Origin of the sequence: Streptomyces purpureus, from assembly GCF_014648195.1 — a bacterium.
Lineage (GTDB): Bacteria > Actinomycetota > Actinomycetes > Streptomycetales > Streptomycetaceae > Streptomyces > Streptomyces purpureus.
In genome coordinates this window covers 25,960-49,351 of record NZ_BMQQ01000039.1, presented here as the reverse complement: position 1 = coordinate 49,351, position 23,392 = coordinate 25,960, and the positions used below count along the sequence as shown (strand labels likewise).

The window sequence follows — 23,392 nt, the reverse complement described above, 5'->3', positions numbered from 1 at the left end:
CCCCGAGCGCGGCGCCGGACCGGATCGTCCCGGTCCGGCGCCGCGCCGGTTTCCGACCTGTTCCGACCCGTTTCCCCGAACGGCCGGTGGCGGAGAGGTGGCGCCAGGTGGGCGCCGACGCGTACAGCGGGGGAAAATGCCCTGGGGAGCTGTGCAACCTCCCGCCCCGGACGCCCGTCTTGTTACCGGGGGTGAGGCGCAGCGCCCACCCCATGAACGGAGCGTTGATGAAGATCTCCTTCCTCATCCACACGATTTACGGCATCGGCGGCACGATCCGCACGACGCTGAATCTCGCGGAGGAGCTCGCCGACCACCACGAGGTGGAGATCGTCTCGGTCTTCCAGCACCGCGACATCCCGCTCTTCACGATCGACCCGCGCATCACCGTCGTACCGCTGCTCGACACCCGCCCCCTCGCGCCGACCTGCGAGAAGGAGCACCCCGGCCACCTGACCCCGGCGGAGTTCTTCCCCCGCAACGAGGCCCGGTTCAAGGAGTACAGCAAGCTCACCGACGAGCGGGCGCGCGCCCACTACGCCTCCTCCGACGCCGACGTGGTCATCGGCACCCGGCCCGGTCTGGTCGCCTACGTCGCCCAGTTCTCGCCCAAGGGCGCGGTGCTCATCGGCCAGGAGCACATGACGCACAACCACCACAAGCCGGCGCTGCGCGAGGAGATGCGACCGCACCTCGACGCCATCGACGCCTTCGTGACCGTCTCCGAAGGTGACGCGGCGGTGTGGCGGGAGCACATGGATCTGCCCGGCACCCGGATCCTGTCCATCCCCAACAGCGTCCCCGAGCCCACGGTCACCCCCTCCGACCTGTCGGGCACCACCATCGTCGCGGCCGGCCGCCTCGACCGCGGCAAGCAGTACGACGTACTGATCCGGGCCTTCAAGAAGGTCGTCGCCGTCCGTCCCGAATGGACCCTGCGGATCTGCGGCTGGGGCCCGGACAAGGAGCGGCTTGCCGCCACCGTCCAGAAGCACGGCCTCAACAACAGCGTCCACCTCATGGGCCCGCGCTCCCCGATCGAGCCGGAGTGGGTCAAGGGCGCCATCGCCGCCTCCACCTCCCGCCACGAGTCCTTCGGCATGACCCTGGTCGAGGCGATGCGCTGCGGCCTGCCGGTGGTCAGCACCGACTGCGACTACGGCCCCCGCGAGATCATCAAGGACGGCGAGGACGGCTTCCTGGTCCCCGTCGGGGACGCCGACGCCGTCGCCGACGCGCTCCTGAAGCTGATCGACGACAAGGACCTGCGCCACCGCATGGGCGCTGCGGCGATCACCAACTCCCGCCGTTACGACCCCAGTTCGGTCACCAAGCAGTACGCCGACCTGTTCGCCGAGCTCGGCGCCGGCTCCACCCAGCGGGCCACCCCCGCCGCCCCGGCCGCCGAGGCCCCCTTCGACCCGGCGACGGCCCCCTTCATACCAATGGCCGACTGTGTCGCGCACGAGGACGGCTCGCTCACCGTCACGATGGTCGCCCCCGAGGCGGCGGTGGCGAAGTACGAGGGCCTGCGTCTGGTCTGCACCCCGTTCGAGGGAGACGCCCAGGAACGGGTGTACCCCTTCCGCGCGGACGGTACGGCCACGATCCCGGCCGGCGAGGACTTCGCCGAGGGTAACTGGATGTGCCACGCCGACCACCCGGCCTCCGGCCGCCGCGTCGGCATCCTGGCCCGCGCGGTCGACCAGCGCGGCTCGCTCCGCGTCGCCGACCGGATCGACCCGTCGGCGGGCTTCCGCCACCTCGTCCCCTTCCGCCGCGCCCCCAAGCACCACCTCGTGCTGCGCTCCTGGGTACGCGACGTCCACGCCGAGGCGGGGAACGTCGACGTCAGCCTCCGTGAGCGCAAGCTGACCGTGCACGGCCGGCTCATCGGCCCGGCCACCCTGGGGGAGCGCCCCGAACTGCTGCTGCGCCGCCGCGGCGAGCGCGACGCCCAGGAGCTGGTCCTGCCCGGCACCCGCCGGGGCGAGCGCGGCTTCGAGGTCACCGTTCCCGCCGCCGCCGTGGTCGCCGAGCGGCGCACCGAGAAGGACGCCTGGGACCTCTGGCTGCGCCCCGCACCCGGTCAGGAGCCGGTCCGTGTCGGACGTGTCCTCGACGACGTCGTCCTCAAGGGCGGAGTCTTCGTCTACCCCGAGCCGCTGCTCCAGCAGCCGCGCCCGCTGCTGCTGGTCCGCCGGGTGCTGCGCAAGCTGCTGCGCAGGCCGCAGCTCCTCGTCCGGGTCAAGCTCGCCTACGACCCCGACAACGGACTCGTCCTCCATGTCCTCGACAAGTAGGCGTCCGAGGGGCCGGCCGGCGCGGGTGAGCCGCGCCGGGACCGGCCCCTGGCCCGCGGCTGTGGAGTCGGTCACTCCGGCGCCCCGCCGCGGCCCCGTAAACCTCCCTGGCCACAGGGTGAACTGTCCGTGTCGGGACGGTGTGGAGCAGCCGAGGTCCGCCTTGCGAGACGGTCACGGAGAGTGCGAACATCACATCGTTCCCCAGCCATACCAAGGTAGGTCGTTCCGTGTCTGTGCCGTATGAAGGCAAGCCCCGCACCACCGCAGTCGTGCTCGCCGGGGGTACCGGACAGCGCGTGGGGCTCGCGATCCCCAAGCAGCTGCTGAAGATCGCGGGCAAGGCCGTCATCGAGCACACCCTGTCGATCTTCCAGCAGGCCGACTCCGTCGACGACGTGATCGTGCTGATGGCGCCGGGGTACGTGTCCGACGTGGAGAAGATCGTCGCCAAGGCGGGGCTCACCAAGGTCACCCGGATCATCGAGGGCGGCGCGACCCGCAACGAGACCACCGAGCGCGCCATCGCGGCCCTCGGCGAAGGCCTCGCGGAGGGTGAGGACCGCAACGTCCTCTTCCATGACGCGGTGCGTCCGCTTCTGTCACAGCGCGTGATCAAGGACTGTGTCGACGCCCTCGACCGCTACCAGGCCGTCGACGTCGCCATCCCCTCCGCGGACACCATCATCGTGACCCGCACCCACGGCGAGGACGGCGAGTTCATCACCGACGTCCCCGACCGGTCCCGGCTGCGCCGCGGCCAGACCCCGCAGGCCTTCAAGCTCTCCACGATCCGCAGGGCGTACGAGATCGCGGCCGGCGACCCCAACTTCCAGGCCACCGACGACTGCAGCGTCGTGCTCAAGTACCTGCCCGACGTGCCGATCCACGTCGTCGCGGGCGACGAGTACAACATGAAGGTGACCCAGCCGGTCGACGTCTTCATCGCCGACAAGCTCTTCCAGCTCGCCTCCACCGCCGCCCCGCGCCAGGCCGACGAGGCCGGCTACCGCGAACTGCTCGCCGGCAAGACCCTGGTCGTCTTCGGCGGTTCGTACGGCATCGGCTCCGACATCGCCGAGCTCGCCGAGACGTACGGCGCCAAGGTCTACGCCCTGGGCCGCTCCACCACCGGCACCCACGTGGAGAACCCCGAGCACGTCGACGACGCCCTGTCCAAGGCGTACGCCGAGAGCGGCCGGATCGACTACGTCATCAACACCGCCGGCGTGCTGCGCATCGGCAAGCTCGCCGAGACCGACAACGCGACCATCCAGGAAGCGCTGAACGTCAATTACCTGGCGCCCGTGCAGATCGCCCGCGCCTCGTACAAATACCTGGCCGAGACCAAGGGCCAGCTCCTGCTGTACACCTCCTCCAGCTACACTCGCGGCCGCGCGGAGTACAGCCTTTACTCGTCCACCAAGGCGGCGATGGTGAATCTCACCCAGGCCCTCGCCGACGAATGGGCAAGTGACGGAATCCGTGTGAATTGCGTCAACCCGGAACGCACCGCGACCCCGATGCGTACGAAGGCATTCGGTCAGGAGCCCTCGGGCTCGCTGCTGTCCTCCGAGGCCGTGGCCCGGACCTCGCTGGACGTGCTGCTCTCCGAAATGACCGGACACGTCATCGACGTTCGGCAGCAGGACCCGACCCGCGAGGCGTCCGAGGCGTCCGGATTTGAGCAGGCTCTGGCCTCTGTCCTGGATCGTCAGGAAGATGTGTAATACTCGCTAGATGTGCTTAATCGGGCCTCTGCATCGCCAATACGCGAATGCAGAGGCCCGAGTTCGTGAAGCTCGCTCTTCACGGCCCTTACCGCAATGTGAATAAACCGGCACCCCCCTCTGGAGCAGGTTCTTCGTGATTTCGACCGCCATCCGCCTGGCACGCGTGGGCAGCGGGTCCGAGCTGGCCGCAGCAGTCCTGATGGGACTGGGCTACCCATGCGTCATGCTCGCCGCGCTCATCCCGAACCTCTGGTTCTTCGCGGTGGCCGGTGCCGTGACGTACGTCGCCGACTGGTACCTGCACCAGAAGGACAGTTACCTGATCAACCGGCTCGGCAAGGTCCGCGCCGGCCTCCCGATCCGGTTCCTCGTACGGCAGTTGCTGCTGATCCTGCTCCTCGCGCGGGAGAACCTCGCCGAACAGCCCCTGTTCTACGCGGCGGTGGCCGGCTTCCTCGGCTTCTACGCCCTCCAGGCCCCCCAGGGCGCCCTCGCCACCCTCATCCGGATGCGCCGCACCCTGCCGGTCGTCACCCGCAACGTCGACCTGCACGGCGTACGCATCCCGGACGCCCCGCCGAAGGCGCTGCTGAACCGGTCCGCCGAGAAGATGCTCCACCTCGACATCCCGGCCATGGCCGGAGTGATCTACGCGGCGGGCACCGGCACGGACCTCGCCGCCTACACCGGCGTCGGCGTCACCGCCGGCCTCGGCCTGCTCTACACCCTCCTGCTCATCCCGTACCTGCGCCGCAGCGCCGTGCCGTCCACGCCCGCCGTGATGAAGACCGTCCACAAGTGGCTGCGCGAGTACCGGCCCACCGTCGTCCTGTACTTCTCCGGCTCCGACGAGTCCGCGTACCAGGTCAACATGTGGCTGGAGACGATGGAGCAGATCGACGGGCGCCCGCTGATCGTCATGCGCGAGCGGACCCTCGTCCCCAAGCTCGCCGCCACCCGCGTCCCCATCATCTGCGTGCCCGGCGGCACCCACCTGATGCAGCTCGACCTCTCCACGGTCCGGGTCGCGCTCTACGCCGCCAACGTCGGCAAGAACATCCACATCCTGCGCGTGCCCACCATGAAGCACGCCTTCATCGGCCACGGCGACAGCGACAAGCTCGCCAGCGTCAACCCCTTCTCCAAGGTCTACGACGAGGTGTGGACCGCCGGCCGGGCCGGCCGCGACCGCTACGCCCTCGCCGACGTCGGCGTCCGTGACGAGGACATCGTCGAGGTCGGCCGCCCCCAGCTGGCCCCGATCAAGCGCTGGACCGGCACCCCCAAGAACCCCATCCCCACGATCCTCTACGCCCCCACCTGGGAGGGCTGGGACGACAACCCCGGCAACACCTCCCTCCTGCTGGCCGGCGAGAACATCGTGCGCCGCCTCCTCGACGCCGAGCAGCCCGTCCGGCTCGTCTACAAGCCGCACCCCTTCACCGGGCTGGTCAACCGCAAGGCCAAGGCGGTCGACGCCCGCATCCGCAAGATGATCGAGACGGCCGCCGCCCGGCGCGCCACCGAGCCGCGCTGGATCGAGGAGGCCGCCTCCGCACAGGCCGGCCAGGCCGCCGCCCGCGCCGAACTGGCCCGTATCGAGGCCCGGCTCGCCCAGCTGGAGACCAGCCAGGTCCGCAAGGACGGCGACGAGGCCGAGGAGTCCCGCGTCTCCCTCGCCGACCCCGAGCGGCTCGCCGAGACCAAGCGGCTGCGCGCCGAGTGGAACGACGCCTACTGGCGCTCCTTCGGCTGGTGGGAGCACACCTCCGTGACCGGCGTCCAGCCCCGCCTGTACGACTGCTTCAACGAGGCCGACGCCATGGTCTCGGACATCTCCAGCGTGGTCTCCGACTTCATCGCGAGCGGCAAGCCGTACGCCGTCACCGACTCCGCCGAGATCGGCGCCGAGGAGTTCAAGCGGCAGAACACCGCCGTACGCGCCGCCGTCGTCCTCACCAACACCGCCGAGGACATCGGCCAGTTGCTGGAGGCCGTCGCCGACCCGGCCGCGGACAAGCTGGCCGAGGACCGGCGCGCGCTCAAGGAGTACCTCCTCGGCCCCGACGAGCCGTCCTCCCAGGAGCGGTTCAACGCGGCCGTCCAGGCCCTCGCCGCCCAGGCCGAGGCCCGCAACGCCGGCGTCGAACAGCGCCTGGCCGGACAGAGCATCGGCGAACTCGACGAGGAGCCGGAGACCAACTGATGGGCGACAGCAGAGCCGACGACCCGGCGCCCGATGTGACCGTCGTCATCGGCGCCTACAACGCGATGCCGTATCTGGTCCGCTGCCTGGAGTCCGTCGAGGCCCAGACCATCGGCGCCGAACGGATCGAGATCGTCGCCGTCGACGACGGCTCCACCGACGGCACCGGCGACCACCTCGACGAGTTCGCCGCCCGGACCAAGATCCCCACCCGGGTCGTCCACCAGGCCAACTCCGGTGCGCCCGGCGGCCCCCGCAACACGGGCCTCGGCCTGGCCCGCGGCCGGTTCGTCTTCTTCCTCGACGCGGACGACTTCCTCGGCGACGAGGCGCTGGAACGTCTCGTCGCGATGGCCGACCGCAACGGCACCGACGTGGCCCTCGGCCGGGTCGAGGGCGTCAACCGCGGCGGCGGCGGATCGGTCTACCGCACCACCCTGGAACGCACCGACGTCTTCTCGTCCAACATCAAGTTCACCCTCAGCGCCCAGAAGCTCTTCCGCCGCGACCTGCTCGTCCGCCACGGCCTGCGCTTCGACACCTCCATGCGCTTCGGCGAGGACGCGCCGTTCACCATGGAGGCCTACTTACGGGCCGACGGCGTCTCCGTACTCGCCGACTACACCTGCTACTACCTGGTCGGCCGCGAGGACGGCAACCACGTCCGCAAGGGCACCACCATCCCCGCCCGGATCGAATCCGGCCACCTCCTCGCCGACCTGATCGCCGCGCACGTCCCCGCCGGCGACCGGCGCGACCTGCTGATGATCCGCCCCTTCGCGAGCACCCTGCTGCCCCTGCTCGGCCCGATCATGCTCGGCCAGTCGCCCGAGGAGCGGCAGCGCACCCTCGACCTCGCCGCCCCCATGCTGGCCGCGTACTGGACCGAAGGCATCGGCCGCCGCCTCAAGGTCGACGAACGCCTCCGGCTCACCGCGGCCGCCCTCGGCCGGCTCGACCTGATCATGGACGTGCTGACCTTCCAGAAGGCCGGCACCCCGCCCGAGGTGACCGTACGCGACGGCCGCCGCCATCTCGCCTACCCCCACTTCGGGGCGGGCCTGGACGGCTTCCCCGACGAGCTGTACGCGATGCGCATCACCGAACAGGTCGGCGACCAGCGGCTCGCCCCCACCCTGCCGACGGCCGCCCGCCCCAAGCCGTCGTTCGCCCGCCGCGTCGTCCGCAAGCTGAAGCGGACCCTGCGCCGCTGACGGCCCCGGACACAGCGAAGGGCCCGTACGCCATGGTGCGTACGGGCCCTTCGCGCGTCGTCAGCCCAGCGGACGCTGAAGCGGACCCTGCGCCGGTGCCTCCTGGGCGGGGCGGGGTGCCGGGACGGGGGAGCGGCGGTGCGCCGCATGGGCCGCCAGCGCGGACACCGCCGCGGCGAACCGCACCGGCGACGGCGGGTCCGCCGGCCCGAGCAGCTGCTCCTTGAGCGCCGCCCGCACCCCGCGCAGCGCGTCCTTCGACGGATCCCGCACCGCCTCCAGCAGCGCCGGCACCCCCCGCCCGTCCGGCGTCAGCACCGTCGCCGCCCGTACGGTCGGGAACACCGCCCGGAACTCCTCCTCCGACAGCCCGCCCGTGTTGACCACCGCGTACGGCTTGCCGCTCGCCAGGAAGTCGCTCACCACCGACGACACATCGCTGATCAGCAGATCGGCCTGGTTGAAGCAGGAGTACAGACTCGGCTGCGTCCCCGTCACCACCCGGTGCTCACCCGGCGCCGACGACGCCCAGTACGCCTCCTCCCAGCGCGCCGTCGCCCGCGCCACCTCCGCCGCCCGGCCCGGCGCCGGAGCGCCCTGCCGCAGCATCCGCTCCACGCCGTCCGCCCGCGCCGGGAACTCCGCGTCGGCCGTCCGCGCCAGCTCCCGCCCGCACGGCTCGGACTCCGCCACGCCCCCGACCCGCCGCGCGGCCGCCTCCCGCACCAGCTGCTTGATCCGGGCGTTCGCGGCAGCCGCCCGCGGATCCACCGACCCGGTCATCGGATGCGGCTTGTACAGCAGCCGGACCCCCGGATCGGCGAGCAGCGCCCGCACCAGGTTCTCCCCGGCCAGGATCACCGACGTGTTCCCCGGGTCCTCCGTCCAGCCCTCCCAGGTCGGCGCGTACAGCACGGTCATGAACGGACCGGCCGGCGGGCCCGCGTACGGCAGGACGGGAGCCAGCTGCGGCCGCCCGATCTCCACCACGTCCCGGTCGTCCACGCCGACCTCCGCCAGCGCGTACCGCTCCCGCGCCGCCGGCCCGGCCACCCACACCTCGTCGTACGCCTTGGCGTACGGATTGCAGCTGGACAGCTTGTCGCTCTCGCCGTGGTTCACGAAGGCGTGCTTGATGCTGGGGATCCGCAGCACCTGCGAGGTCTTGCCCGAGTTCGCGGGGTGGATGAGCACGTTGAGGGTCGAGTGCTCCAGCCGCATCAGATGGGCCACCTTCGGCACACAGATGATCGGCACATCCGTCGCGCCGATCTTCTGCAGCATGAAGCGCTCCCGCAGCACGATCACCGGACGGCCCCCGAGCCCGGCGAGCGGTTCCAGCCACATGTTGGCCTGGTACGCCGAGCTGGTCCCGCCGGAGAAGTACATCCCGACCGTCGGCCGGTACTCCGCCAGCCATCGGTCGAACCAGGCGAGCACCTCCGCCTCGCCCGCCGGCCGCCGCCCGGGCAGCAGCCACATGAGCAGCACCGCGAAACAGCCCCCGGACAGCAGCACCGACAGCACCACACCGGCCCCCGCCCACACCCCGTCCCCCGTCAGCCCCGCCGCCACCAGACCGGCCGTAACGGGAAACCCGCAGGTCAGCAGCCGGATACCCGGATGGCGGGTCAGCAGCGCGGGCGGGGCCGTCGAGAGCCGCAGCTCCGAGGCGTCGATGTTCCGGGTCAGCACCGGCAGAGTGCGCGTCCTGCGCACCTTGGCCGCCGCGCCCAGGCATGCGAAGTACAGCGCGTAGCAGAGCAACAGCCCATAGCACAGCGGCAGATACAGCAGCCCCGGCCCGTACGGCTCCAGATTCATCAGCCCGGCCACCAGCAGCAGATCCCGCAGCAGATGCCGCACCGGCACGTCGAACCGCGCCTTGGAAAGGACCCGGCTCAGCCCCCGGTGACGCCGGTACAGCAGCAGCTCCAGGGCCAGACCGGCCGCGGTGAACACGGTGAGCACCAGCGCGTCCGGGTGTACGGCACCGGCGACCTGCCCCGCGAAGGCGGCCCCCAGCGCCGCCAAGGGCCCCAGCCGCCGCAGGGTGGCGCCGAGTCGTCGGAGAATATGCCGGGCAGCGGGTCGGACTCTTGGCACGGGGGCTCCACGGGACGAGCGGGACCGGACAAGGTGCCAAACGAGCCATCCTGGCCGACTCCCCGGGAAGGAGGAGAAGTTCACCTGAATCGACCCGCCACGTCGGGCCAGGTTTACGCACCCGTCGCCCGACAGGTGCCCGACAGCTCCCCGAGGGCTGTCCAACAACTGTTCAGCCGCTGTCCAGCGGCTGAAATGAAGGAGCGGCGCCCGCCGCGCCTGACATAGATTCGTCGATGTGACAGTGGCAAGGCAGTTCGTGACGGAAGCGCGCAGGATCGTCGTCAAGGTCGGGTCGTCCTCCCTGACCACCGCGTCCGGAGGGCTCGACGCCGACCGCGTCGACGCCCTGGTCGACGTACTCGCGAAGGTACGCAGCGGCGGCGAGAAGGAGATCGTCCTCGTCTCCTCCGGCGCCATCGCCGCCGGCCTCGCACCGCTCGGGCTCGCCCGCCGCCCCAAGGACCTGGCCCGCCAGCAGGCCGCCGCCAGCGTCGGACAGGGCCTCCTCGTCGCCCGCTACACCGCCTCCTTCGCCCGCTACGGCGTCCGGGTCGGCCAGGTCCTGCTCACCACCGACGACACCAGCCGCCGCGCCCACTACCGCAACGCCTACCGCACCCTCGACCAGCTCCTCGCCATGGGCGCCGTGCCCGTGGTCAACGAGAACGACACCGTCGCCACCGACGAGATCCGCTTCGGCGACAACGACCGGCTCGCCGCCCTCGTCGCCCATCTCGTCCGCGCCGACCTGCTGGTCCTCCTCTCCGACGTCGACGGCCTCTATGACGGCGACCCGGCCAAGCCCGGCACCACCCGCATCGCCGAGGTCACAGGCCCCCAGGACATCGCCCACGTCGAGATCGGCTCGGCCGGCAAGGCGGGCGTCGGCACCGGCGGCATGGTCACCAAGGTCGAGGCCGCCCGGATCGCCGCCGCCGCCGGCGTCCCCGTGGTGCTCACCTCCGCCAGCCGCGCGGCCGACGCGCTCGCCGGCCGCGACACCGGCACGTACTTCCGCCGCACCGGCCGCCGCTCCGCCGACCGGCTCCTGTGGCTCGCCCACGCCTCCACCCCGCAGGGCGCCCTGACCCTGGACGACGGCGCTGTACGGGCCGTGGTCGAGGGCAAGAAGTCGCTGCTCCCGGCAGGTATCGCCGCGGTCGAGGGCGACTTCGTCGCGGGCGACCCGGTCGAGCTCAGGGACACCGAGGGCCGGGCCGTCGCCCGGGGGCTGGTCAACTTCGACGCCAAGGAGATCCCCCAGCTCCTCGGCCGCTCCACCCGTGAGCTCGCCAAGGAACTCGGTCCGGCATATGAGAGGGAGGTCGTACACAGGGACGACCTCGTCGTCGTGCAGTCCTGAACGCGTTCCTGAAACGGCTGAAACTCCGGCCCTCCGGCAGACACCTTCCTGAAAACCGCCCCATCCCCGGCGCCGGGCTGGTCAACTTTGTCTCGGGGGTAAGGCGGGGTTCAGCCAGCACCACAACGCATCACACAGGAGGCCGCCGGTGAGACGAGCGCGCCCGGGGGCTCTGCCCCGAGGGACGGCCGAACGCGCCCTGACCAGTGTCGAGGCAGGGGCCGACTTCGACGACACCGACGAGGACCGGGAGGCGCGGCGGGACACGTCCGCGGACACCCACCGCGCCGCGGACGGCCGTGGCGAGGACCGGCAGCTGTCCAAGCTCTGGCACATCACCCTCAGCGCGTCGGGCCCCGAGGCCCCGCTGAAGGACGTCAGACGCGGCCTCGAGCAGCTCGCCCACGACCATCCCTTCCTGCTGACCAGCCGGTACGCCAACGACCACGCCGAGATCCGCTACTGGGAAGAGGCCCGCGACCTGCACGACGCGGCGGCCGTCGCCCTGCGGCTGTGGGGCGAGCACCGGCAGACCGCCAAGCTGCCGCCCTGGGAGATCGTCGGGCTCGAGGTCATCGACCGCGAGACCTACCACCAGCGGATCGCCGAGGGCTACGGCCCGCCGCCGGCCGCGCCGGTGGGCGTGCACCCGTTCTGAGCCCGCGCTTCCGGGGCGGCGGGGCCGGCGGAGGGCGGCCGGGCCCGGGGCGCGGATCGCCGAGGGCTACGGCGGTTTCCCGGGGCGACGAGGGCGGCCGGATCCGGCCGCGGCCGGCCGGTGTGCGGGCCGCCGTCTCGGAGTGCGGGACGGCGGAGGAACGCCGTCCGGGCCGCGCCGCCAACCGCAGTACCCTGCGAACATGACCTCGACCTCGCTTTCGCCCTACGACAACATGACCCCGGTCACCCAGGCCGCCTACCGGGCCCGCACCGCCGCCGCCGACATCGCGCCACTCCCGCGCTCGGCCAAGGACGACGCCCTGCTGGCGATCGCGGACGCCCTCGAGGTCCGTACGGCCGAAATCGTCGAGGCCAACGCCGAGGACATCGCCCGCGCCCGGGAGGTCGGCACCAGCGAGGCGATCATCGACCGGCTCACGCTCACCCCGGAGCGGGTCCGCGCCATCGCCGCCGACGTCCGGGACGTGGCCGCGCTGCCCGACCCGGTCGGCGAGGTGGTCCGCGGCTCGACCCTCCCCAACGGCATCGACCTGCGCCAGGTCCGGGTGCCCCTCGGCGTCGTCGGCATCATCTACGAGGCCCGCCCGAACGTCACCGTCGACGCCGCCGCCCTCTGCCTGAAGTCCGGCAACGCCGTCCTGCTGCGCGGCTCCTCCTCCGCCTACTCCTCCAACACCGCCCTGGTGAAGGTCCTGCGCGACGCCGTGGGCGGCGCCGGCCTGCCCGCCGACGCGATCCAGCTGGTCCCGGGCGAGTCCCGCGACTCGGTACGGGAGCTGATGCGCGCCCGCGGCCTGGTCGACGTCCTCATCCCGCGCGGCGGCGCCTCCCTCATCCGCACGGTCGTCGAGGAGTCCACCGTCCCGGTCATCGAGACCGGCACCGGCAACTGCCACGTCTACGTCGACGCCCAGGCCGACCTCGACATGGCCGTCGACATCCTGGTCAACTCCAAGGCCCAGCGGGTCAGCGTCTGCAACGCCGCCGAGACGCTCCTGGTCCACCAGGACATCGCCGAGGCGTTCCTGCCGCGCGCCCTGGCGGCCCTCGCCGAGGCCGGTGTGACCGTCCACGGCGACGAGCGCGTCCTCGCGCACGCCGAGGGCTCCAAGGCCACCGTCGTGGCGGCCACGCCCGAGGACTGGGAGGCCGAGTACCTCTCCTACGACATCGCCGCCGCCGTCGTCGACTCGCTGGACGCCGCCGTCGGCCACATCCGGCTCTGGTCCTCCGGCCACACCGAGGCGATCGTCACCACCTCGCAGGCCGCCGCCCGCCGCTTCACCCAGTTGGTCGACTCGACGACCGTCGCGGTGAACGCGTCCACCCGCTTCACAGACGGAGGCCAGTTCGGCTTCGGCGCCGAGATCGGCATCTCCACCCAGAAGCTCCACGCCCGCGGCCCCATGGGCCTCCCGGAGCTCACCTCCACGAAGTACATCGTCACCGGCGACGGCCACGTCCGATAGGCGTCCCGACCGCGGCGAGACTTCCGGTGGCCCGTCCGGGCCACCGGAATGTCGGACACTCCCTGCCCAAAACGCCCGCCCGGGGCTACGCTGAACCCGTGCCGGACGACGTGGGGGGCAGGCCGTTCCCGGACGGCGGGGACCCCGAGGAATCTGTCGACCGCGGAGGCGCCGACGAGGACTTCGCCTCCGTGGTGTTCGACGAGGACTTCGTACGGGCCGCCGAGATCCATGAACCCACCGCCGTCGAGCGCCTCCTCGCCGCCGCCCAGGCACGCGCCGAGGCCGAGGCCGCCCGGGCCAGATCCGGCCGTACGGGCCCCGAGGACGAGCTCTACGACGACCACTACGGCCACGACGACCGCACCCGCGAACGCGGCTACGACGAGGGCGTCCTCGACGACTTCGACGACTACGACGAGAGCGGACCGTACGGCCCCCACGGCGGCGCCCTGCGCCCCTACCGCGGCGCGACCCGCTGGCACCGCCCGGTCGCCTGGGTGCTGGCCGTCCTGATGGGCGTGGGCATGGTCGCCCTCGCCTTCTCCGCCGCCTACCGGGGCGCCGCGGGCAACCGCCAGGACCGGATCCCCGCCCCGGCGACCACCGGCATCGACACCCCCGGCGCCACCGTCCCCGGTGTCCCCTCGGCCACCCGACCCTCGGCGTCCGCCGAATACTCCGCCCCGCCGGTCCCGGCCGTGCCCCGCACCCCCTGACCGGCGGCGCCCGGAGAAGGGCCCCGACGGGCGGCGGGCGCCGCTGCCCAAAGGCGTCCGAAGTCGTCCGAAGTTGTCGTGTACCTGGGCGTTTACCGAAGCCCGCGCGGACCTACTCTGAAGGTATGGCAGGGCGTGGCGACCCGCCTGAGGGGCCACCGGAAGGGGGCCCCGGCGGTGGTGAGGACGAGTACCGATCCGTCGTCTTCGACGAGTCGTTCGTCCGCGCTGCCCGCCTCCAGGAGTTCTCCGCCCAGGAGCGGATGGGCGAACACGCCCAGGCCGTCCGCAGCCGCCCCGGCCGGCTGTCCGGATCCGGCTCCCGCCAGGCGCTCCTGCTGGTCCTGCTGATCCTCCTCGCCTTCGGAACCGCCATCTACCTCGGCGTACGCAACCCCTATCTGCCACCCCCCGACCAGCGCGCCGAGCCCCTGCGCAGCACCGTGATCCCGCTGGAGCCCCCCGGCACCGTCCCCGGAGGCACGCCCGCCGAGCTGTACGCGCACAGCCCCGCCGCCCAGTACCGGCCCGCCGCCGCGGGCATCAACCTCCCCGTCGCCAAGCGCACCGCCCACTTCTCCGAGGGCCAGGTCGTCACCGCGATGACCATCGCCAAGGACTACCTGGTCAAGTCCTCGCTCGACCCGGACGTCCTCGCCGGCGCCACCGACCGCCCGGTGCGGCTCCTGCTCGACCCGGACCAGCTGGCCCAGTTCGACCGGAGCATGGAATCCCCGAAGGACGACGGACGCCACGCGGCGGCGGGCTGGCTGGTGCGCTTCGACCCGGCGAAGGTCGCCGTCGCCGACCACGACGTGCGGGTCCACGGCACGTTCCGGTTCAGCGAGACGGACACCGACGTCCTCGACGTCGTCTCGGACCACACCTTCGCCTACGCGGTGCGCCCGGCCGGCTCAGGCCCTCCGGGGGAGGCGTCGCTCTTCACCGTCCGGCGCGAGCTGCACTTCCGCTTCGACCGCGAGGACCTGCGGATGCACCGGGCCGAGCTGGTGACCAGCACCGTCCAGGCCGGACCCCAGGACTGCGCGGCCTCCGAGACCACCGGCTCCCTGCGGCCGCTCCTGGCCGGCCAGCGGGCCACCGGCCCCGGACCCGCGGGCACCGACCCGTACGCCGACGGCCAGGGCACCGCCCCCGTCTGCGGGGCCCTGGCGCCGAAGGCTCAGCCCTCGCCCTGACCCGTCCCCGTGTCCCGGCCGCCCGAGCCGGACGTACCACCGCCGGTGAACCGCTCGCGCAGCTTCCCGCCGAGGTCGCCCGCGCCGCCCGCTATGTCGCCGACCAGCTTCATCAGCGGATCCTTGCTGGTGCGCACCGACTCCGCGTAGTGCGAGGCCGACTCCCGGAAGGAGTCGCTCACCGAGGTGTCCTTGTCCTCGTCGCGCTTCGGGTAGTGACCGTCCATGATCCGCTGGTAGTCGCGGGTCTCGGCCCACTTCTTCAGCTCGGCCGCGCGCACGGTGGTGAACGGGTGCGAGCGGGGCAGCACGTTCATGATCTTCAGCACGGAGTCGCGCAGGTCACCGCCCGCCTCGTACTCCTCGGCCTGCGCCAGGAACGCGTCGACATTCATCTCATGAAGGTGGTTGCCACCGGCGATCTTCATCAGGCCACGCATCGACGCCTGCAGATCCTGTCCGACCAGCAGCCCCGCCCGGTCCGCCGACAGCTCCGACTTGCGGAACCACTCCCGCAGCGCCGTCACGATCGCCATGATCGCGACATTGCCGAGCGGGATCCAGGCGATCTTCAGCGCAAGGCTGGTGAGGAAGAGCAGTACCGTCCGGTAGACCGAGTGGCCGGACAGCGCGTGCCCCACCTCGTGGCCGACGACGGCCCGCATCTCCTCCTCGTCGAGCAGCTCCACCAGCCCCGTGGTGACCACGATGATCGGCTCGTCCAGGCCGATGCACATGGCATTGGGCTTCGGGTCCTGCGTCACATACATCGGCGGGACCTTCTCCAGGTCCAGGATGTAGCACGCGTCCCTCAGCATGGCGTTGAGATGGGCGAACTGGGCGTCGCTCACCCGCACCGAGTCGGAGAGGAACAGCAGGCGCAGACTGCGCTCGGGCAGCAGCCCGCTCAGCGCCTTGAAGACGGTGTCGAAGCCGCTGAGCCTGCGCAGGGCGACCAGCGCGGAGCGGTCCGCGGGATGTTCGTACGCACGCGAGGAAATACCGGGGAAGCGCTTGCGCTGCCTGCTCGGCACGTTCTCATGGCTGCTGTCGGTCATGGATGCCCCCTGTTCTACGAGTCTCGGCTCGTCCCCCTGACGGACCCCAGCCTAGGCGCTGGGGCTACGGTGTGCCGGAGCCTGTGGACAACTCAGGCCCTGAGGACAACTGGGGCCCTGTGGACAACTGAGGAGCACACCTGCCATGCCGGACACCACCGCACTGCTCGTCGCCGCCTCCGGTCAGCACGGACCCGGTAACACTCTGCGCATCGTGCTGATCGTCTCGATCGTCGGCTGCGCCCTGCTGGCGTGGTTCCTGCTGCGTGGATACGGCAACCAGGACTCCAACGACTGAGTCGGCGTGAGCGTGCCCGGACCGCCCGCATACGATGTGCGCGAAGTCTCCGCTCCCACCCACGATCGATAGGTCCTGCCGAAGATGAGTCTCCCCAGCGCCGCCGCCAACCTGGTCACGCTCGCCGAGGGCGCCGAACACGGTGGCAACCACGCCAGCCTGAACCCGTACATCACCGGTGGCGGGGCCCTGCTCGCGCTGCTCCTGCTGCTGTGGATCACCACGCTCTTCAACCGCGACCGCTGAGCCGGCGACCGCCGGGACCGGGTGCTCCGCCGTGCCAGTAGGCTCTGCACGCATGGGAGAGCAGGAAGTGCCTACTGGCCCCGGCAAGCGCCGACTCGGCGTGATGGGCGGGACGTTCGACCCGATCCACCACGGACACCTGGTGGCCGCCAGCGAGGTGGCCGCCCTGTTCCACCTCGAAGAGGTGGTGTTCGTGCCGACCGGGCAGCCGTGGCAGAAGAGCCACAAGGCCGTGACACCGGCCGAGGACCGCTATCTGATGACGGTCATCGCCACGGCCTCCAACCCGCAGTTCTCGGTCAGCCGCATCGACATCGACCGCGGCGGACCGACGTACACCATCGACACCCTGCGGGACCTGCGCTCCCTGAACAGCGACGCCGACCTCTTCTTCATCACCGGGGCCGACGCGCTCGCGCAGATCCTCACCTGGCGGGACGCCGAGGAGCTCTTCGGCCTCGCCCACTTCATCGGAGTCACCCGCCCCGGACACGACCTGACCGACGACGGCCTGCCCGAGGGCGGTGTGTCCCTGGTCGAGGTGCCCGCGCTGGCGATCTCCTCCACGGACTGCCGGGCACGGGTCGCGCAGGGCGACCCCGTCTGGTACCTGGTGCCGGACGGCGTGGTGCGCTACATCGACAAGCGCCAGTTGTACCGCGGCGAGTGAGCCACGGAGAGGGGCACCGGTGAACGACCAGCAGCACCCGTACGACCCGTACCAGCCGCAGCCGCAGATCATCGGCTACGACGCGTACGGGCAGCCGGTGTACCAGCAGCAGGCCCAGCAGCCCGGGCACACCTACGATCCGTACGCCCAGCAGCCACAGCAGCCACAGCAGCCACAGCAGCCCGCCGCCGAGCAGGGGTACGGCTACGACTACGACCCGTACGCGGCGGGTGGCGGGCCGCAGCAGCAGGCGTACGGCTACGACGCCTACGGCCAGCAGCAGGGCTACGGCTACCCGCCCGCCTACGACCAGACCGGGCAGCAGGCGGCCGTGGACACCACCCAGCAGTGGAACGTTCCCCCGCAGCAGCAGTACGAGCAGCAGGCGCAGGCCGCCGCCCCGGCCCCGGTCCAGGCTCCCGAGCCGCCCGCCCAGCCGCAGCCCTCCGCCGTGCCCGGTCCCCGGCGCCCCGCCCCCGACGAGGAGCCCACCTACCGCACCGAGCAGTTCTCGTTCATCGAGGAGCCGAACGAGGACTCCGAGGACGTCATCGACTGGCTCAAGTTCACCGAGAGCCGCTCCGAGCGGCGCGAGGAGGCCCGGCGGCGCGGCCGCAACCGGGTCGTCGCGCTGATCGTCGTCCTCGCGCTCGCGGTCGTCGGCGGCGTCGGCTACCTCTGGTCCGCCGGCATGCTCCCGGGCACCTCGGACCCCGAGCAGCGGAAGAACACCGCCACCGGCCCGCAGAAGCGGGACGTGATCGTCGTCCACCTGCACAACACCAAGCAGGGCGGCACCTCCACCGCGCTCCTGGTCGACAACACCACCACCGGCCAGGGCACCACGGTCCTGCTCCCCAACGCGCTCGCCGTCGCCAACGACGACGGCACCACCACCACGCTCGGCAAGTCGGTCGAGGACGACGGCGCCAGCGGGACCCGTGAGGCGATCGGCACCCTCCTCGGCACCAAGATCACCGGAACCTGGCGGCTCGACACCCCGTTCCTGGAGAACCTCGTCGAGATCGTCGGCAACATCGACATCACCACCGACACCGATGTGCCCGCCGCCAAGCCCGGCGAGGACCCGCTGGTGAAGAAGGGTGAGAACCAGACGCTGAGCGGCCCAGCCGCCGTCGCGTACGCCACCCACCGCGGTCCCGGCGAGCCCGAGGCCAAGCAGCTCCAGCGTTTCGGCGCGGTCATGTACGGGGTGCTGCGGAAGATCTCCAGCGACCCGAAGAGCGCCACGGAGACCGTGGCCACCCTGGTCCAGATCCTTGACCCGTCCCTGCCCGAGAAGGACCTCGGCGCCTCCCTCGCCAAGCTCGCCGAGCACGCCAAGGGCGGCGACTACAAGACGGCGGTCCTCCCTGTGGAGCCCGACGGGACGCTCGGCGAGGAGGCGACCGGCAGTGTGGTGAAGGACATCCTCGGCGGCAAGATCAGCGCTCCCGAGCAGGGCGCGGCGGTACGCGTGGGCGTCCGCAACGCCACCGGGAACGGGGACGCCACCGAGGCCGCGCGGATCGTGCTGGTCAATGGCGGCTATGCCTTCATCGACAGCGGCAAGGCGGACAAGGAGGCGAAGTCGCAGGTCATCTATGGTGACGCGGCCCAGAAGCCGAAGGCCGACGAGGTCGCAAAGACCCTCGGGCTGCCGGCCGGCGCCGTCCAGCAGGGCAAGGCCGCCACGAACGCCGATGTCACGGTCGTCCTCGGCCAGGACTACAAGATCCGTCGCTCCGGCGGACAGGACGGGCAGGCGGGCGACTAATCGTTTGCGGGGCTGTCGGCGGTCCGTGAGACCCTTGAAGTCTCTGACCGCCGACGAAAGCCTGCTTGTGACCGCCACGGACCGCTCCATCGAGCTCGTCAACGCCGCCGCTCAGGCGGCCGCCGACCGGCTCGCGCACGACATCATCGCGTACGACGTCAGCGACGTACTGTCGATCACCGATGCCTTCCTGCTCGCCTCCGCCCCCAACGACCGCCAGGTCAAGTCGATCGTCGACGAGATCGAGGAGCGGCTCAACAAGGACCTCGGCGCCAAGCCGGTCCGCCGTGAGGGCGACCGCGACGCCCGCTGGATCCTGCTGGACTACGTCGACATCGTCGTCCACGTCCAGCACAGCGAGGAGCGGGTCTTCTACGCCCTGGAGCGGCTGTGGAAGGACTGCCCCGAGCTGCCCCTGCCCGAGGACGCCCTGAAGACCAAGGGCAAGGCCGAGGAGCACGCCCGGCTGACGGGCGCCACGGACGGTGAGCTGAGCTGAACGGCACCAAGGGCGGCAGCGGCCGCCGTATCGTCCTGTGGCGCCACGGCCAGACCTCGTGGAACCTGGAGCGCCGCTTCCAGGGCTCCACGGACATCGAGCTCACCGACACCGGTCTCGCCCAGGCGCGCCGGGCCGCCCGGCTGCTCGCCTCGCTGAAGCCGGACGCGATCGTCGCCTCCGACCTGAAGCGGGCGGCGGCCACCGCCAAGGAGCTGGCGGCGATCACCGGCCATCAGGTCACGCACGACCCCGCCCTGCGGGAGACCTACGCAGGGGCGTGGCAGGGCCTGACCCACAACGAGATCGTCGAGCGCCACGGCGAGCAGTACGCCGCCTGGAAGCGCGGGGAGCCCGTGCGCCGCGGTGGCGGCGAGCTGGAGACCGAGGTCGCCGACCGGGCGGCCCCCTTCGTGCTGCGGCACGTCGAGAACCTCCCCGAGGACGGCACCCTCGTCGTCGTCAGCCACGGCGGCACGATCCGCACCACCATCGGCCGTCTGCTCGGCCTGGAGGCGCACAACTGGGAGAGCCTGGGCGGCCTCTCCAACTGCTGCTGGTCCGTCCTCGGCGAGGGCGCCCGCGGCTGGCGGCTCCTGGAGCACAACGCCGGAACGCTGCCCGAACCGGTGCTCGGCGACGACGACTGAGACCTCCGCCGACCCGGATTTCACTTTCCGGCAGGTCACAGGCTAAAGTTCTTCTTGTTCGCAGCGCGGAGCGCGAAGAACACGAGGGGCTATAGCTCAGTTGGTAGAGCGCCTGCATGGCATGCAGGAGGTCAGGAGTTCAATTCTCCTTAGCTCCACAATCCGGATCCCGTCCCCATCAGGGGGCGGGATTCGTGCTTTCCCCGGACACCTGCCCGGCCCGCGGAAGCCGCCGCGGGATCTCCGTACCGACCTCAACGCATCCGGCGCGGGGCTCCAGTTGGTCGTCGCCGGCTGCTGAGGATCGCCGTCGTCATGGGCGTCAACGCCGGGTTCCTCTTCACCCTGCTGACATCGCCCGTGGCACATGCTTCAGCGGAGGCCTGGTGGGTATGTGCAGGGGCACTGTCCACGGCGTCGATCTTGGGTGCGGTGGCCGGTACGGTGCGCCGATCCCGCTGACCCCCTTGCGAGGCCATGGCAGAATCGGACCGCCGGAGGGGGACGACGGTCCGGACGGGAGGGAATGTGCGATGGCCGCTGGCAGTTTCGAGGGGGCCGGTGCTCACCCTGCCGGGGCAGAGGTCCTTGCCCGCCTCACCTGCCCCACGTGCGGTTCCGCCCATGTCGCCCAAGTACTCGGCGACAACGGGGGAGTGTCCTATGTGTGCACGGCCTGCGGCCACAGCTGGAGCTGAGTGATGGGTGCGCACAGGCGGAAATGTGACTGGTGCGGCAGCGGTACGCCGATCGTTCGCGACATGGACCCGATCAACCCCGAGTTCCAGTACTGGTGCGAGGAATGCGCCCGGGCGCTGATCATAAAAGGCGACCCCATCGAGACCTACCGGGAGCTGGAGGGCGAGCCGATCTACGGACGGCTCCTCGACGAGCACTGCACCCTGAAACGCTTCTACTCCTTCGCGACCGCCTGAGCCGCGGCCCCGGTCTTCTCCGCGGGTGCGGCCCCGTCCTCGATCCCGGGGCCGGCGCCACGCGGCAACCGGAACGCGAGCAGCCACATCACGGCCCCCGCCGCCAGCGGATAGACCGCCGACAGCACCATCTGTCCGGCGTTCTGGTCCAGTTCGGGACGGCCCGGGTCGTGCGGCACCCACCACAGCGCGAACGAGTAGAACGCGAACGCCACGGGCGCCGTCCACGCCCACCCGGCGGCGCGGTCCACGAGCAGCACCAGGACCGGCACGCACCACACCCAGTGGTGCGACCAGGAGATCGGGCTGATCATCAGGGCCGTCACGGCGACCGCGACCACGGCCACCGCCCGGTCCCCGCGCAGCGCCGCCCGTACCGCCAGCACCAGCCCGGCGACCGCGAACAGCGCCGCGGCCACCGCCCACCACATGCCCGGATCGTCCGTGTGCATGAGCCGGGCCAGCACTCCGCGCAGCGACTGGTTCGCGGTCTCCTCGGCGAAGCCGACCCGGCCCGTCTCGAAGAGCGTCTCGGTCCAGAAGCGGCGGGAGTCGTACGGCAGGATCAGCGCGCTCGCGGCCGTGGCCCCGAGGAAGGTGGCCGAAGCCACCGCGAACTGCCGCAGCCAGCTGTTCCAGCCCTCTCCCCGGCGCAGCCGGATCACGCCCACGACCAGCAGGTAGAACGCGAACAGTCCCGGTGTGAGTTTCACCGTGGTCGCGAGCCCGATGCCGACACCCGCCCACCGGTTCGTGTCACGACGGGTCAGGTCCCACAGCACCGCGACCGCGATCAGCAGATTGATCTGGCCGTACCGCAGCGTCGTCCACACCGGCTCGCACCAGACCAGGACGGCGGCCGCCCAGAGCGTCGTCTCGAGCCGGTCCCGGCCCACCAGCCGCAGCGAGAGATGGACCAGCGCCACCACCAGCAGCAGGTTCCCCGCCGTGGCCAGCGTCCGCATCTCCGGCACGCCGAGCAGGGTGAGCGGGGTGAACAGCAGCCCGGCGAAGGGCGGGTAGGTCATCGCGAGGTTCGCCGACGTGGCGCGCATCGCGTAGAGGTCGCCGCCGGCCCGCACGGTCTCGCCCTCCGCGCGGTAGACCATCAGGTCGAGCATCGAGACATGGGCCGCGCGCTGCGCCAGCCAGAAACCGGCGAACGACAGCAGACAGGCGGCCGCCGCGGCGGCGAGGGGCCGCCGGCGGACACGGAACTTGGCGATCACGGACACGGTCACGCTGACGGACCCTACCGGCCCGCTCCGACAGCCCCTCCGGGGCCGACGGGAACCGATTTGGTGATGCACGGGGGTGACCGTGTAATGTTCTGTCTGTCGCCGCGGGGGAAACCCGAAACGGGGCGGCGGAACGCAAGGGGCTATAGCTCAGTTGGTAGAGCGCCTGCATGGCATGCAGGAGGTCAGGAGTTCAATTCTCCTTAGCTCCACAGATCGAAGAGGGCGGGTCATCCGGATCGGATGCCCCGCCCTCTCGGCTTTCTCAACTCCGGCCGCTGCCGAGGGCCTTACGGGACGGGGCGGGCAGCGCGGGGCGCTCCTGCGGCGCCTGCTCGATACGCAGCGCCAGCGCGGGGCAGCGGCCCACGGCCCGCTGGGCCCGGCCCCGCAGATGTACGGGGACGGAGGCGTCGGCGAGCGCCGGGTAGCCGTCGGGGCCCAGACGGATCAGCTCCGGCACGATGTCCGCGCACAGACCGTGCCCCTGGCACAGGGTCCAGTCGACCGCCAGCTTCTCGCCGCTCGGAATCGACTCCTCCGCGTCCTGGTAGCCGGGCGCGGGCAGCGGCAGCACACCGGTCGTCTCCCGGCCGCAGCCGCCGTCCAGGACATGGGCGGCGAGATCGTCGGTGAACGCGGACAGCGTCGACGCGAAGAACCGGGCCGAACCGTCCGGGTGCTTGCAGGCACCCCGGCCCTTCACAGCCTGTGTGACCGCTCTCAGGGCCTCCAGGGCGGCCGGCCCGCCGCCGTTCAGCACGTCCGACAGGCCGCCGGCCGCCGCGGGCAGACCGAGCCGGCAGGGCCCGCACTGGCCGGCCGTCTCGGCCGCCAGCCAGTTCGCGACCCGCAGGGCCTCACCGAGCGGGCAGGTCTCGGGGCCGATGGGCAGGATCGCGCCGGCGCCCAGGGACCCGCCCACGGCGGCCAGGGACTCGCGCGAGACGACGGCGTTGTGCACGGCCGTCGCGTCGATCCAGTTGCCGTGGTAGCCGCCCGTCAGCACGCCCTGGGGGAGCGGC

20 protein-coding genes and 2 tRNA genes are annotated in these 23,392 nt (G+C 71.4%); 18 read left to right on the top strand and 4 right to left on the bottom strand.

All coding sequences use genetic code 11. The features are described from left to right. Positions 1 to 227 precede the first annotated feature (227 nt). The 4 genes from IEZ01_RS31465 (at position 228) to IEZ01_RS31450 (ending at position 7,456) form a co-directional block, all read left to right on the top strand. Positions 228 to 2,303 carry a glycosyltransferase family 4 protein gene (locus IEZ01_RS31465; protein ID WP_189205113.1) on the top strand — a complete coding sequence of 692 codons (2,076 nt, stop codon included), beginning with the start codon at positions 228 to 230 and terminating at the stop codon, positions 2,301 to 2,303. 230 nt (positions 2,304 to 2,533) lie between these two features. Next, positions 2,534 to 4,033 carry a bifunctional cytidylyltransferase/SDR family oxidoreductase gene (locus IEZ01_RS31460; protein WP_028797524.1) on the top strand — a complete coding sequence of 500 codons (1,500 nt, stop codon included), beginning with the start codon at positions 2,534 to 2,536 and terminating at the stop codon, positions 4,031 to 4,033. A 136-nt stretch (positions 4,034 to 4,169) separates the two neighbouring features. Continuing rightward, complete coding sequence (locus IEZ01_RS31455; RefSeq protein WP_189205111.1) at positions 4,170 to 6,242, top strand: CDP-glycerol glycerophosphotransferase family protein; 2,073 nt, start codon at positions 4,170 to 4,172, stop codon at positions 6,240 to 6,242. Beyond that, entirely contained in the window at positions 6,242 to 7,456 is a 1,215-nt protein-coding gene (locus tag IEZ01_RS31450; protein ID WP_019886237.1) for a glycosyltransferase family 2 protein, read from the top strand. The genes IEZ01_RS31455 and IEZ01_RS31450 overlap by 1 nt, the downstream gene beginning before the upstream one ends. A gap of 60 nt (positions 7,457 to 7,516) precedes the next feature. On the opposite strand, the gene IEZ01_RS31445 is transcribed toward IEZ01_RS31450, so the two are convergent. Continuing rightward, positions 7,517 to 9,532 carry a hypothetical protein gene (locus IEZ01_RS31445; RefSeq protein ID WP_373287694.1) on the bottom strand — a complete coding sequence of 672 codons (2,016 nt, stop codon included), beginning with the start codon at positions 9,530 to 9,532 and terminating at the stop codon, positions 7,517 to 7,519. Positions 9,533 to 9,800: 268 nt separating this feature from the next. On the opposite strand from IEZ01_RS31445, the gene proB reads away from it, so the two are divergent. The 5 genes from proB to IEZ01_RS31420 all read left to right on the top strand — a co-directional run bounded on the left by proB (position 9,801) and on the right by IEZ01_RS31420 (position 14,996). After that, complete coding sequence (gene proB, locus IEZ01_RS31440) at positions 9,801 to 10,928, top strand: glutamate 5-kinase (RefSeq protein WP_189205107.1); 1,128 nt, start codon at positions 9,801 to 9,803, stop codon at positions 10,926 to 10,928. A 148-nt stretch (positions 10,929 to 11,076) separates the two neighbouring features. Next, positions 11,077 to 11,586: a DUF8830 family protein gene (locus tag IEZ01_RS31435; protein WP_019886234.1), complete on the top strand. Its 510-nt coding sequence runs from the start codon at positions 11,077 to 11,079 to the stop codon at positions 11,584 to 11,586. Positions 11,587 to 11,788: 202 nt separating this feature from the next. Next, complete coding sequence (locus tag IEZ01_RS31430; protein WP_189205105.1) at positions 11,789 to 13,078, top strand: glutamate-5-semialdehyde dehydrogenase; 1,290 nt, start codon at positions 11,789 to 11,791, stop codon at positions 13,076 to 13,078. Between the two features lie 98 nt (positions 13,079 to 13,176). After that, a complete protein-coding gene (locus tag IEZ01_RS31425; protein ID WP_019886231.1) occupies positions 13,177 to 13,797 on the top strand; it encodes an SCO2584 family spore wall biosynthesis protein in 621 nt (206 codons plus the stop codon). 125 nt (positions 13,798 to 13,922) lie between these two features. After that, positions 13,923 to 14,996 carry an SCO2583 family membrane protein gene (locus IEZ01_RS31420; RefSeq protein ID WP_019886229.1) on the top strand — a complete coding sequence of 358 codons (1,074 nt, stop codon included), beginning with the start codon at positions 13,923 to 13,925 and terminating at the stop codon, positions 14,994 to 14,996. Here IEZ01_RS31420 and IEZ01_RS31415 read toward each other — a convergent pair. Continuing rightward, positions 14,981 to 16,054: a M48 family metallopeptidase gene (locus IEZ01_RS31415; RefSeq protein ID WP_019886228.1), complete on the bottom strand. Its 1,074-nt coding sequence runs from the start codon at positions 16,052 to 16,054 to the stop codon at positions 14,981 to 14,983. The two genes, IEZ01_RS31420 and IEZ01_RS31415, sit on opposite strands and share 16 nt — an antisense overlap. Positions 16,055 to 16,199: 145 nt before the next feature. On the opposite strand from IEZ01_RS31415, the gene IEZ01_RS31410 reads away from it, so the two are divergent. The 8 genes from IEZ01_RS31410 (at position 16,200) to IEZ01_RS31375 (ending at position 21,129) form a co-directional block, all read left to right on the top strand. After that, positions 16,200 to 16,352, top strand: coding sequence for a hypothetical protein (locus IEZ01_RS31410; RefSeq protein ID WP_019886226.1), 153 nt, complete (start codon positions 16,200 to 16,202; stop codon positions 16,350 to 16,352). Between the two features lie 84 nt (positions 16,353 to 16,436). Continuing rightward, complete coding sequence (locus IEZ01_RS31405; RefSeq protein WP_019886225.1) at positions 16,437 to 16,598, top strand: hypothetical protein; 162 nt, start codon at positions 16,437 to 16,439, stop codon at positions 16,596 to 16,598. Between the two features lie 52 nt (positions 16,599 to 16,650). After that, on the top strand, positions 16,651 to 17,268 hold the full coding sequence (nadD, locus tag IEZ01_RS31400; protein ID WP_189205103.1) for a nicotinate-nucleotide adenylyltransferase: 618 nt from the start codon (positions 16,651 to 16,653) through the stop codon (positions 17,266 to 17,268). 19 nt (positions 17,269 to 17,287) lie between these two features. Beyond that, a complete protein-coding gene (locus IEZ01_RS31395) occupies positions 17,288 to 19,045 on the top strand; it encodes an LCP family protein (RefSeq protein WP_189205102.1) in 1,758 nt (585 codons plus the stop codon). A 67-nt stretch (positions 19,046 to 19,112) separates the two neighbouring features. Beyond that, entirely contained in the window at positions 19,113 to 19,544 is a 432-nt protein-coding gene (rsfS, locus tag IEZ01_RS31390; RefSeq protein WP_019886222.1) for a ribosome silencing factor, read from the top strand. Continuing rightward, complete coding sequence (locus tag IEZ01_RS31385) at positions 19,541 to 20,194, top strand: histidine phosphatase family protein (RefSeq protein WP_028797522.1); 654 nt, start codon at positions 19,541 to 19,543, stop codon at positions 20,192 to 20,194. Before rsfS ends, IEZ01_RS31385 begins: the two co-directional genes overlap by 4 nt. An 85-nt stretch (positions 20,195 to 20,279) precedes the next feature. Continuing rightward, positions 20,280 to 20,352 (top strand) — tRNA-Ala (locus IEZ01_RS31380). 543 nt (positions 20,353 to 20,895) lie between these two features. Continuing rightward, positions 20,896 to 21,129: a hypothetical protein gene (locus IEZ01_RS31375; protein WP_028797521.1), complete on the top strand. Its 234-nt coding sequence runs from the start codon at positions 20,896 to 20,898 to the stop codon at positions 21,127 to 21,129. On the opposite strand, the gene IEZ01_RS31370 is transcribed toward IEZ01_RS31375, so the two are convergent. Then, positions 21,108 to 22,370 (bottom strand): glycosyltransferase 87 family protein, encoded by a 1,263-nt coding sequence (locus IEZ01_RS31370; protein WP_189205101.1) that lies wholly within the window; start codon positions 22,368 to 22,370, stop codon positions 21,108 to 21,110. The genes IEZ01_RS31375 and IEZ01_RS31370 overlap by 22 nt on opposite strands. A 136-nt stretch (positions 22,371 to 22,506) precedes the next feature. On the opposite strand from IEZ01_RS31370, the gene IEZ01_RS31365 reads away from it, so the two are divergent. Further along, a tRNA-Ala gene (locus IEZ01_RS31365) sits at positions 22,507 to 22,579 on the top strand. Positions 22,580 to 22,632: 53 nt separating this feature from the next. Here the strand turns inward: IEZ01_RS31365 and IEZ01_RS31360 are convergent. After that, on the bottom strand, positions 22,633 to 23,392 hold a 760-nt coding region (locus tag IEZ01_RS31360), incomplete at its 5' end, for an NADH-ubiquinone oxidoreductase-F iron-sulfur binding region domain-containing protein (RefSeq protein ID WP_189205100.1).

Coding starts and splice junctions, on each gene's coding strand:
- IEZ01_RS31410 (WP_019886226.1), top strand. CDS start 16,200: ATGCCGGACACCACCGCACTGCTCGTCGCCGCCTCCGGTCAGCACGGA.
- IEZ01_RS31450 (WP_019886237.1), top strand. CDS start 6,242: ATGGGCGACAGCAGAGCCGACGACCCGGCGCCCGATGTGACCGTCGTC.
- IEZ01_RS31415 (WP_019886228.1), bottom strand. CDS start 16,054: ATGACCGACAGCAGCCATGAGAACGTGCCGAGCAGGCAGCGCAAGCGC.
- IEZ01_RS31375 (WP_028797521.1), top strand. CDS start 20,896: ATGGGTGCGCACAGGCGGAAATGTGACTGGTGCGGCAGCGGTACGCCG.
- IEZ01_RS31430 (WP_189205105.1), top strand. CDS start 11,789: ATGACCTCGACCTCGCTTTCGCCCTACGACAACATGACCCCGGTCACC.
- IEZ01_RS31405 (WP_019886225.1), top strand. CDS start 16,437: ATGAGTCTCCCCAGCGCCGCCGCCAACCTGGTCACGCTCGCCGAGGGC.
- IEZ01_RS31420 (WP_019886229.1), top strand. CDS start 13,923: ATGGCAGGGCGTGGCGACCCGCCTGAGGGGCCACCGGAAGGGGGCCCC.
- IEZ01_RS31465 (WP_189205113.1), top strand. CDS start 228: ATGAAGATCTCCTTCCTCATCCACACGATTTACGGCATCGGCGGCACG.
- nadD (WP_189205103.1), top strand. CDS start 16,651: ATGGGAGAGCAGGAAGTGCCTACTGGCCCCGGCAAGCGCCGACTCGGC.